Here is an 8,097-nt window from a genome sequence, read left to right on the forward strand (position 1 = left end):
CGCTGCTCAATCCATGATGCTGTGCCACATCGCGCCCAGCTCCTCATACTTCTTCATGACGTGGCGCTGGGCGGCGTCATAGATACGCTGTGCCTCGTCGGCTTCGCGCTTGATCTCGGCCATGGTTTTCTTTTTCAATGCACTGGCCTGGTCTCTTGCCGCCTCGGCAGCAGCCTGCAATTTCTTCCTGGCCGCTTCAGCCTGTTCCTGGATCTCCCGCTTGGCCGCCAGTGCCTTGTCCTCAACTTCGCGTTTGGCGCGCACGGCCGCATCCTCGACGGCATGGTAACCGCTGACGATGCGATCGCGGGCGCGATCATAGGTACGGACGGTGTAATCCTTGATGTCACGCGCGTCTTCAGCCATATCCGCAGCACGTTCTCCCACCTTGCGCTCGACCAGTTCGCCGATCTTGCGCGTGGCTGAGTCGCCCTCGCCCTGCAGAAATACCTGACGGAAGCGGGCATAGCCACCGGTGATGAAAATCGGTTCGTGCTTGCCCGCCACCCGGAAGCCGGCGCGGGAATCATGGATATAGTCATCGAAGAGCGTTACCGACGCGGCCGGCGGCACCGGGCCTGCGCACATGATGTCGTAGAATTTTTTCTCTTCCGCAGTCAGGCGCTCCTTGGCCGCATCCGTCAGGACGCCCGCCAGCGGCGAGACCCGGCGCACATACTTCCGGGCCATCTGCCCCATGCGCTGATCCAGATCCAGATTGCCACGCTCACGCCAGTCACGGATCATTTTCCCGAGTTCGACATCGGCCTCCAGCAGATCCTTCTTGTCGGAGGTCCCAGCATCCCGATAGAAGCGCTTGCTCAACAGCAAGCCGCCCTTCCCCTCATGCAGAGATCCTCTCCACCGAAGATACTGACGGGTATGGGCCTGCGTAAATTCGCGAATGCTGCCGGCCTTGATGCCGTTACCTGCCAGCCAGTCGTTGTAGGCCTTGACCAAACGCGCGTCAGTGGCAAAACCCTTGGCGCTGGCAGAATCTTTCGCCAGCTCGGCCAAGGTCAGGAGCGGTACACCGCCCTTGAGTGCGGCAAAGTGCATGTCAATAAGGGGAATCTGCGAAAGCTGCGGTGACAAGCCCCAGTCAGGCATGGATTTTCCCTGCTCTCCCGGCAGATAGCCGCCACCCACGTCAGAGTGCATGCCGGGATAGCCGACATTCTTCCACCCTGTGGAGGACTCCAGCGGAAAACTGGCCCGTTGTTCGTGCAGCGCCACGAAATGCGCGCACTCTTCAACCGCGGGCAGAATGGATTGCGTTTTGTGCGCCCAGGCCATGTGGCCGAAGGTGATCGGCGTTACATCTCCGATGCCGACCGAGGCCACCGTATCGAAGATACCGAGGAAACCGATGCGAATTGGCACACCGGCGATTTCGAAAGCGCCGCCGGAAGGCGTAAAGAGTTCGTGCAGCCAATGCGTGAACGCACGAGCCTCAGCAGCTCCGCGGGAAAAACCGAATACCGAAACGTTGATCTGCACGATCTTGCGCTGGCTGGATTTGACCGCGGCCGTCAGCTTGTCGATGAACTGTTTGTAGATGTCGGCGCGGCGCATCTGCTCCGGTGCGTTCAGCAAATAGCCGGGCACGTTCCACTGTCCGACTTTCATGTCCGCCGTCGCTGCATAGGCGTTACCCCCCGCCAGCATGGAAGAACTCATGAAGTTGACGAGTTGGCGTCGTTGCACAAGGTCACCAAAAAGACCCGTTCCTGTCAGATATGTGTAGACGGCATCGAGCAGAAAGGTGATGCCCCAATTGATGCGATCCGCTCCCATGAAGCCAAACGCATTTCCGCCGATGTCGGTTCCCAATTTGCTGTTGTCGCCAATCTCTGCAAAGGGTGTTCCCACACCCTGCATGTAAGATTTGAAGAATCCATTTTTGGGCTCATCGAGATAGGCATCGTACAGTCGCGCGACATTGCTGTGCTTGTTCCGCTGCCGCTGTGTCGCCGTTTGTTTTTCCTCTACCCACTTGTCATTGTTGCCGGTTCCGTCAAAGAACATGCCGACGAAGACCTGTCCTTTGCATTCAGTACTTCCCCGGGAACGCAGGCAAGCCAGAGCCTTGGCGCGCTGGCTTGCCTCCCTGGCAGAAAATTTTCGACGCCCATCGCTCGGTACCGCACGGCCCGTGTAAAGCATACTCATGCTCAGACTCCCGCAACTAGTTTGATCCTGGCTTCAATTCAGCCTCCGGCCCTTTCAACGGGTAGTCAGGGTGCCAGAGCGCAAGGTTCGTAGCGAATACTTTCACCTGCCCGTCCCGCAAGAAATGCACCGAGAAATGGCCCGCCTGTTCCGATGCATATTGCGGCACCGGCACTGACCAGGAACGTTCAACCGGCTGCCCCGCACCATTCACGGTGCGGACATTGACGTTCGCCATCAGTCCCGCACGCCAATTCTTCGGGACGCTGATACAGCAGATATAGCCTCCTCCCCCCTGTCCGGCTGCGATGTAGCCACCCGCGGTGCGTTTTCCCGGTATGACGGTGACATCGAAGTCCGATATGCCAAAAACAGTATGGTTATAGCCGACCAGCTCCATCCCCAGCTCGGGCTCTGCCTTCGCCTCACATCCGCCCAACATGATGAGCAGAGACAGCAGCAACATGTGGAGCAGGGACTTTCCGGCCATCTTGGTGATGTATTCCATGGATATATTTCAAAGTAACGACAAGTCTATCGGACGATGCGAGGCTCCACGCTCTGGCAGCGTTCCTCGAAGGGCTAACGGCTGCCGCCATTGACCGCGTTCTCCCACAACGGCTGCCCGCTATCGTACACACGTTGCGGAAGCCCGATGAGAGCATCGCTGAATGCATCCGAGGAAGCCGGCGGATGCGCCATCACCTGCTTGAACTCGGGCTGTTCGAGACCCTTGCCCGAGGTGTACAAGGCCAGCAGCACGTAGGCGGTCTGGCGATCGATATCCTTCAGACCTGCAGAAACCGCCCGCTTCTGGTATTGCGCGACGAAGCGTTCCAGTTTTTTCGGTTCGACCAATGCCGTTTCATCGGGAATGACGAACTTCAGATGGGCCACCAGGGCCTTCAGATCGTCATTCGTCTGGGCATGCGCGCGCGGGCAGGACATGGCGAGCAGGAACACCATTCCCAGTACCAGTGCCCACTGCGGAAAAACAATCCGCTTCTGCCAGTGCTCATGCGACATGCTCATTCTCCCAAAGAGGTGGCCCTGCTTCCCAGACTTCCTCAGGCATGGCCTGCAAGGCATCGAAATAGCCTGTCAGGGAAGCAGGCGGATTCTGCATCAAAGCCGTCACGGCCGGATGCTCAACGCCAGCGCCGCTGGTGTAGAGCGCCAGCAATACGTACTGTGTCTGCCGATCGATATCATCCAGGCCAGCTTCACGCGCACGCTGCTGATAGGCGGCGACGAATTCCACCAGCGTATTGGCATAGCCGAGCTTGCGGGCCTGGGCGATCACGGCATCGAGATCGGCACGCTCACTCACGGCCACTGAATCAGGCTGGAAACTGCCCTGGACGGTTTGTTGCAGGGACTGCCATGCTGCCAGGCATTCTTCCAGCAGCGACGGCAGCAGGCCGAACAATTCGGCCTGCCCTTCCTGTGCATCCCTGGGTAAATTATTTACGCCTGCACTCACCACCGACAATACGGCGTATTCAGGTGCTTTGCCGGACGCTGCAGACAAGCCCAGCGGCCCCTGCATCAGCGTGAAGCGGGTGCCCGGACGCAGCGTGCGCACCGTGCTGCGTGCCTGCCACAGTTTGTTGCGAGCCTCGCTGGCTTCCAGGTGCAACTGGGCGTAGCGATCCGCTTCCGCCGCGTTGCGGCCGGAGGCAACCTCGACTTGTCGGCGCGCATGGTGCAACATGCCAGTTCTCTGGAAGAGACGGCGGCGGCAATGGGACAGATCACCTCCACCGTGCGCCGTAATGCCGATCATGCACGCCAGGCCAATGCGATGGCGGGTTCGGTGTGGGATGTGGTGAGCACCATGGAAGAGATCCAGGCCTCGGCGCGCGAGATTGCGGACATCATCAGCGTGATCGATGGCATCGCCTTCCAGACCAACATTCTCGCGCTCAATGCGGTGGTGGAAGCCGCGCGTGCAGGTGAAAAGGGACGCGGCTTTGCGGTGGTGCGTCGGAAGTGCTCAGCCTGGCCCAGCGATCAGGGTAAGGAACGCAGCTTGACCGAAGCCGCAATCTCCCGGGCCAGTTTGAAAAACTCATCCTTTCCCATCGGTTTCATACCGCGCTTCTCAGCGTTCTTGGCGTCGCGGATCACGTACAGCATCAGTTCGGGCTTCTGATTTCCGGCGTTTGGATCGCCTTCAGTGACAACCAGATATCCATAGTCTTCTGTTACTTTGTCCTTGCGAATCATGCTTACCATGGACTCCACACCTTTCTGCCCGGCAAACTCAATCGTGTTGTGACGGCGCAAGGTCAGCAGATTCTTGATCGAGTCATAGCTTCGGTAGTCCTGGGTCCAGAAGAAATTGGACTTGTAGACTGCCGTCAGTTTCGCGGGGTCTTGTGATGGGTAAGGACGTCTGGCGCTGGTATCTTCCAGCAAGACGGTTACGTCAGGATGATTTTTCAGGCGATAAGTCGTGGCGATGGAATGGCCATAGCGTTCATGGCCTTCAATGGGTACGAACAAGTGCGGCATGCAAAGTCCGGGAGTTAATGGCACGGTAAAATCTTCACGTACATCAACCGCTTTAATTAGCTTGTTCATGAATTGCACGAACTCCGGAATCCGGTCTTCTGGCGCAGTTAATTCCCACCTCAAGGCATGGGATTTCACAATCCGCGCCGCATAGAAAAATCTGAAGCGACGTACTGCCAATCCGTCACCCTCTTCCACTTTGAATTGCTCGTAATCTCCTTCGGGGAGGTCTACGTTCGTTTCCTTATAACTTTCAGCGTCTTGCCTGATCTGCGCACTGGTTTTCCTTACATCAGCGAGGAAGCGCTTACTTTCTTCGGACGAAAGACCGCGCGTGACTTCCATCTGGCCTGCATATGCATATTTGCTGTAAAGAGCTGGTTGGCCATCGTCGAATTCACTAGTCAAGGTTCTTAGAGGCCGAAACAGCTGGTCAAATGCAGTCGCTGCCACGTCAGCCTTGTCGGGTAGGGAAATTTCCAGATGGCCTACACAATCCTTGCTCCACTGACGTGCATCGGATGCGATGGCATCATCGGCGAATAGGAGTACGGCGGATAAGAAAAATGATTTTGGAATTTCGAATTTCATACTGAGCCAATATTTATATCTGCTGATTTAGATTTTCCGTCCGCAATCAGATCATCACTTCTTTCATATTCGTTCGGAGTAGCTCTTTCCTTGTCCACCTCCCCTATTAATGTCGTAGGATACTTAAAATCGTTCTTCTCGTTCTGCGTCCAATGTATTGGCAGCGCCGTGATAAACCCGGCTATTGACGAAAGTGAACTGACTGTCCTTACATTATGATGCGCTCTTTCCCAAAACCTTTCCTCTGAAGGTAAAGCCGACGCAGGCGAACCTTTAACAACAGCTGGTACCTGCATATTCAGAACGGGCGCATCAAAACCATAAGGATTAATTTCCGGGGAGTTCTGAATAGCTGGACTGAACAACGAAGTATCCCAATTCGGAATAATCGAGCAGGGCACTCGTCGAGCCGTTTCTGACGACCAATTTCGGGGCACGTAATCAAACACCTTCTCGTAAGCCGCAGCGTTAGCTTCCGCCTGCTTTTGAATAGCCTTCCAGCTAGCCGGCGACCCAGGTTTTTCGATTGCCATCTTCAAATTGGAAGCAGCCTTCGGGCCAGGCTGCACTGAGCCATTGCCGCTGATACCAAACAACTTTTCCCATATCTCCATCCGCAATTTATGCGCAAATTTCCTCACTGGCCTAGGGATTCCGTCACCGCAAATGTCTGCGCGCGTATTTTCCGTATCTGCCACCAGGACAGCAATCTCGGAGTCTCCCTCACCGTTCAAGCTTCTATCGTTGATGTTGGCACTTCCAAAGAGCGCGTACAGATCATCAACGATCATCAGTTTGGTATGGACATAAATTTGCTCAGTCACATAGCGCTCACCCAACTTTGCCCAGCTCCGTAAATTGAGCAAGGTGACGTAATCAAAGCAGTCCTCAAGAGGAATTTCATCCAGCTCTTTTCCAAAGTCCTTCTTTGTTTCCAGGAGGATGTGCTTGTACGGCTTCTTTTGATCGCGAAGCCGCTTTGCGAGAAGACCACGGCGAATGCCATTGAGGAGACTGTTGGTACCAAAAGAGATGGTCTGCATTGTCCAGAACACCTGCACCGCGACCGATGCGCTGGTCATGAAGTCACCCTCCGGATGGACCGGAAGCGTAATGTAAACATGAAATGGCTGGGGATCCTCGTTGAGGATGGCGCGCTGGATTCTCTCCACCAATGCCCTGCAAATTTCATTGGTCGGCGGGTCATACATCTTTCGGGAATCCTTGGTGTCATCGGTCATTTTCAAACCGAATTCAGAAAGCATGCTGAGCTTACCCTTTTGGGTATTGATGAAACGCGCGGCAGGAGATAGTGCGCCACCATCGTCAGGCACCGCATAGACAGGACTCCCCAAGTCTCCAACAAAAAATTGATTTTCAATGTAGATGAAGTGATTGGCCTTGGAAATCAAGTTCAGCATCGCTTTCTTGATATGGTCTTCCTTCTGTCGAAAACCAGTGCTTCGCGGCGGACTGGTTTCTTCCTTCGTAACCAAACCAGCAGGCGCAGTACGAAGTACCTGGATCATGCTTGAGCCGACCGGCGGGAAATCTGCTGGCCCTTCATTGAAGCGGATAGGAGCCCCCTTACTGATCGCCCAACGCTTGATGAAATTACGCATGAAGTCATACACGCAAGGGCCTTCGACACGAGCATGCACGTCCTGCCATGGCATCCTCGGCTGTCTGGCGGGATCAAGCGTCTTGCGCAAAGGACTGTCGTGCCCCGCTCCATTTGAAGCGATGTCTATAAATCCCGGGTCGGCATAGGGAACCTGCCATTTTCCGGCTTTGATCTTGGCCAACTCGGAGGGCAGGCCATTTGCCTCGGCGTAAGCCTTTTCCTGCTCCGCAGACAGATTTTTTTTACTCCTGCGCATGGCATTCGGATTGACCGTATCCATCATTGATACGTTTTTCAATGGCGGAATGCAGGGATTGTAGCGATTCATCACCTCGCGCCCATCGGCATCGCACTTCAGCGAATAATGTTCATCGTCATAGCGTCCATAGGCAACATCAATCCCACCTACATAGGCGTAGCGCCGATCAATGATCACCGACTTCTGGTGATGACTGAAGTATTTCGCGTTCTCCGTGTTGAAGCTGTGCGAGACGATCCCCTGTACCGTACCGGGCGCCACTCCCGGCTCTCCATTGATCGATTCGATGACGATCAGTGTAGGGTCGTCATAAGTTCGCACAGGACGAGTATCGTCCCAAGGCATGATGTAAATCTTCATTCCTGGCTTGCGGGCAGCACTCAACAAGACGTCATAAAGCCTTTTCCCTGGCGCCAGCATCGCATCCCAGTTGATCTGCCAGCCGGCCATGCATATTTCCTTGGTAGCGCCCTCGATCTTCTCAACCAAGTCTGCGAAATACGCCTTCCCCGTGGTGAATGCATGAATCGCGTTGCCATCTCTTTTCGGCGCAAAGACGTTCGGGTCACTGATCCAGATGGAACTGGTTACGCTGGACTTGGTTGCATAGCCAGCCCCGAGGATGTTGTTCACTTCGCGATAATGTTGATCATTCAGGTATGACATAGTCTCAACCAAGTATCTTGTTGATCAATGGCGCGCCACGGCCTTGTCCAGTTTCGTCTTTCACCAATGCCGACGTTGCCTGATATGCCTCAGGCCCAATGGATGCACCATATACATCTGTGTATCCCATCGCACTAAGCGCGTGGGCCAACTGCTGGCTGTCATTCCAATCCGGATCATGTCTAGCGACGGCCACGTTCTGGACATGATCTTGATACACCAGCCAAAGCTTGTTGGGACTTTTGTTATAGGCGTCAAGCAACATCTT

General features: G+C 55.1%; 7 protein-coding genes and 1 pseudogene. 1 reads left to right on the forward strand and 7 read right to left on the reverse strand.

Features of this window, described 5'->3' with window-relative positions:
- Positions 1-6: 6 nt before the first annotated feature.
- From B3873_RS22385 to B3873_RS22400, 4 genes are all read right to left on the reverse strand, one after another.
- Entirely contained in the window at positions 7-2,172 is a 2,166-nt protein-coding gene (locus B3873_RS22385; protein ID WP_286869160.1) for a T6SS phospholipase effector Tle1-like catalytic domain-containing protein, read from the reverse strand.
- Between the two features lie 16 nt (positions 2,173-2,188).
- Positions 2,189-2,680 carry a DUF3304 domain-containing protein gene (locus B3873_RS22390; RefSeq protein WP_286869162.1) on the reverse strand — a complete coding sequence of 164 codons (492 nt, stop codon included), beginning with the start codon at positions 2,678-2,680 and terminating at the stop codon, positions 2,189-2,191.
- A 74-nt stretch (positions 2,681-2,754) separates the two neighbouring features.
- Positions 2,755-3,198 carry a hypothetical protein gene (locus B3873_RS22395; protein WP_286869164.1) on the reverse strand — a complete coding sequence of 148 codons (444 nt, stop codon included), beginning with the start codon at positions 3,196-3,198 and terminating at the stop codon, positions 2,755-2,757.
- Positions 3,188-3,811 carry a hypothetical protein gene (locus B3873_RS22400; RefSeq protein WP_286869166.1) on the reverse strand — a complete coding sequence of 208 codons (624 nt, stop codon included), beginning with the start codon at positions 3,809-3,811 and terminating at the stop codon, positions 3,188-3,190. Before B3873_RS22400 ends, B3873_RS22395 begins: the two co-directional genes overlap by 11 nt.
- Before the next feature lie 33 nt (positions 3,812-3,844).
- On the opposite strand from B3873_RS22400, the pseudogene B3873_RS22405 reads away from it, so the two are divergent.
- Positions 3,845-4,188 (forward strand): annotated as a pseudogene (locus tag B3873_RS22405) (methyl-accepting chemotaxis protein); the annotation flags it as partial.
- Here the strand turns inward: B3873_RS22405 and B3873_RS26655 are convergent.
- The 3 genes from B3873_RS26655 to B3873_RS22420 all read right to left on the reverse strand — a co-directional run.
- Entirely contained in the window at positions 4,186-5,280 is a 1,095-nt protein-coding gene (locus B3873_RS26655) for a T6SS immunity protein Tli4 family protein (RefSeq protein WP_349676453.1), read from the reverse strand. The pseudogene B3873_RS22405 and the gene B3873_RS26655 sit on opposite strands and share 3 nt — an antisense overlap.
- Positions 5,277-7,829: a phospholipase D-like domain-containing protein gene (locus B3873_RS22415; protein ID WP_286869168.1), complete on the reverse strand. Its 2,553-nt coding sequence runs from the start codon at positions 7,827-7,829 to the stop codon at positions 5,277-5,279. Before B3873_RS22415 ends, B3873_RS26655 begins: the two co-directional genes overlap by 4 nt.
- 4 nt (positions 7,830-7,833) lie before the next feature.
- On the reverse strand, positions 7,834-8,097 hold a 264-nt coding region (locus B3873_RS22420; protein ID WP_286869169.1), incomplete at its 5' end, for a hypothetical protein.

Origin of the sequence: Herbaspirillum sp. UBA812, assembly GCF_002296545.1 — a bacterium.
GTDB lineage: Bacteria > Pseudomonadota > Gammaproteobacteria > Burkholderiales > Burkholderiaceae_D > Herbaspirillum > Herbaspirillum huttiense.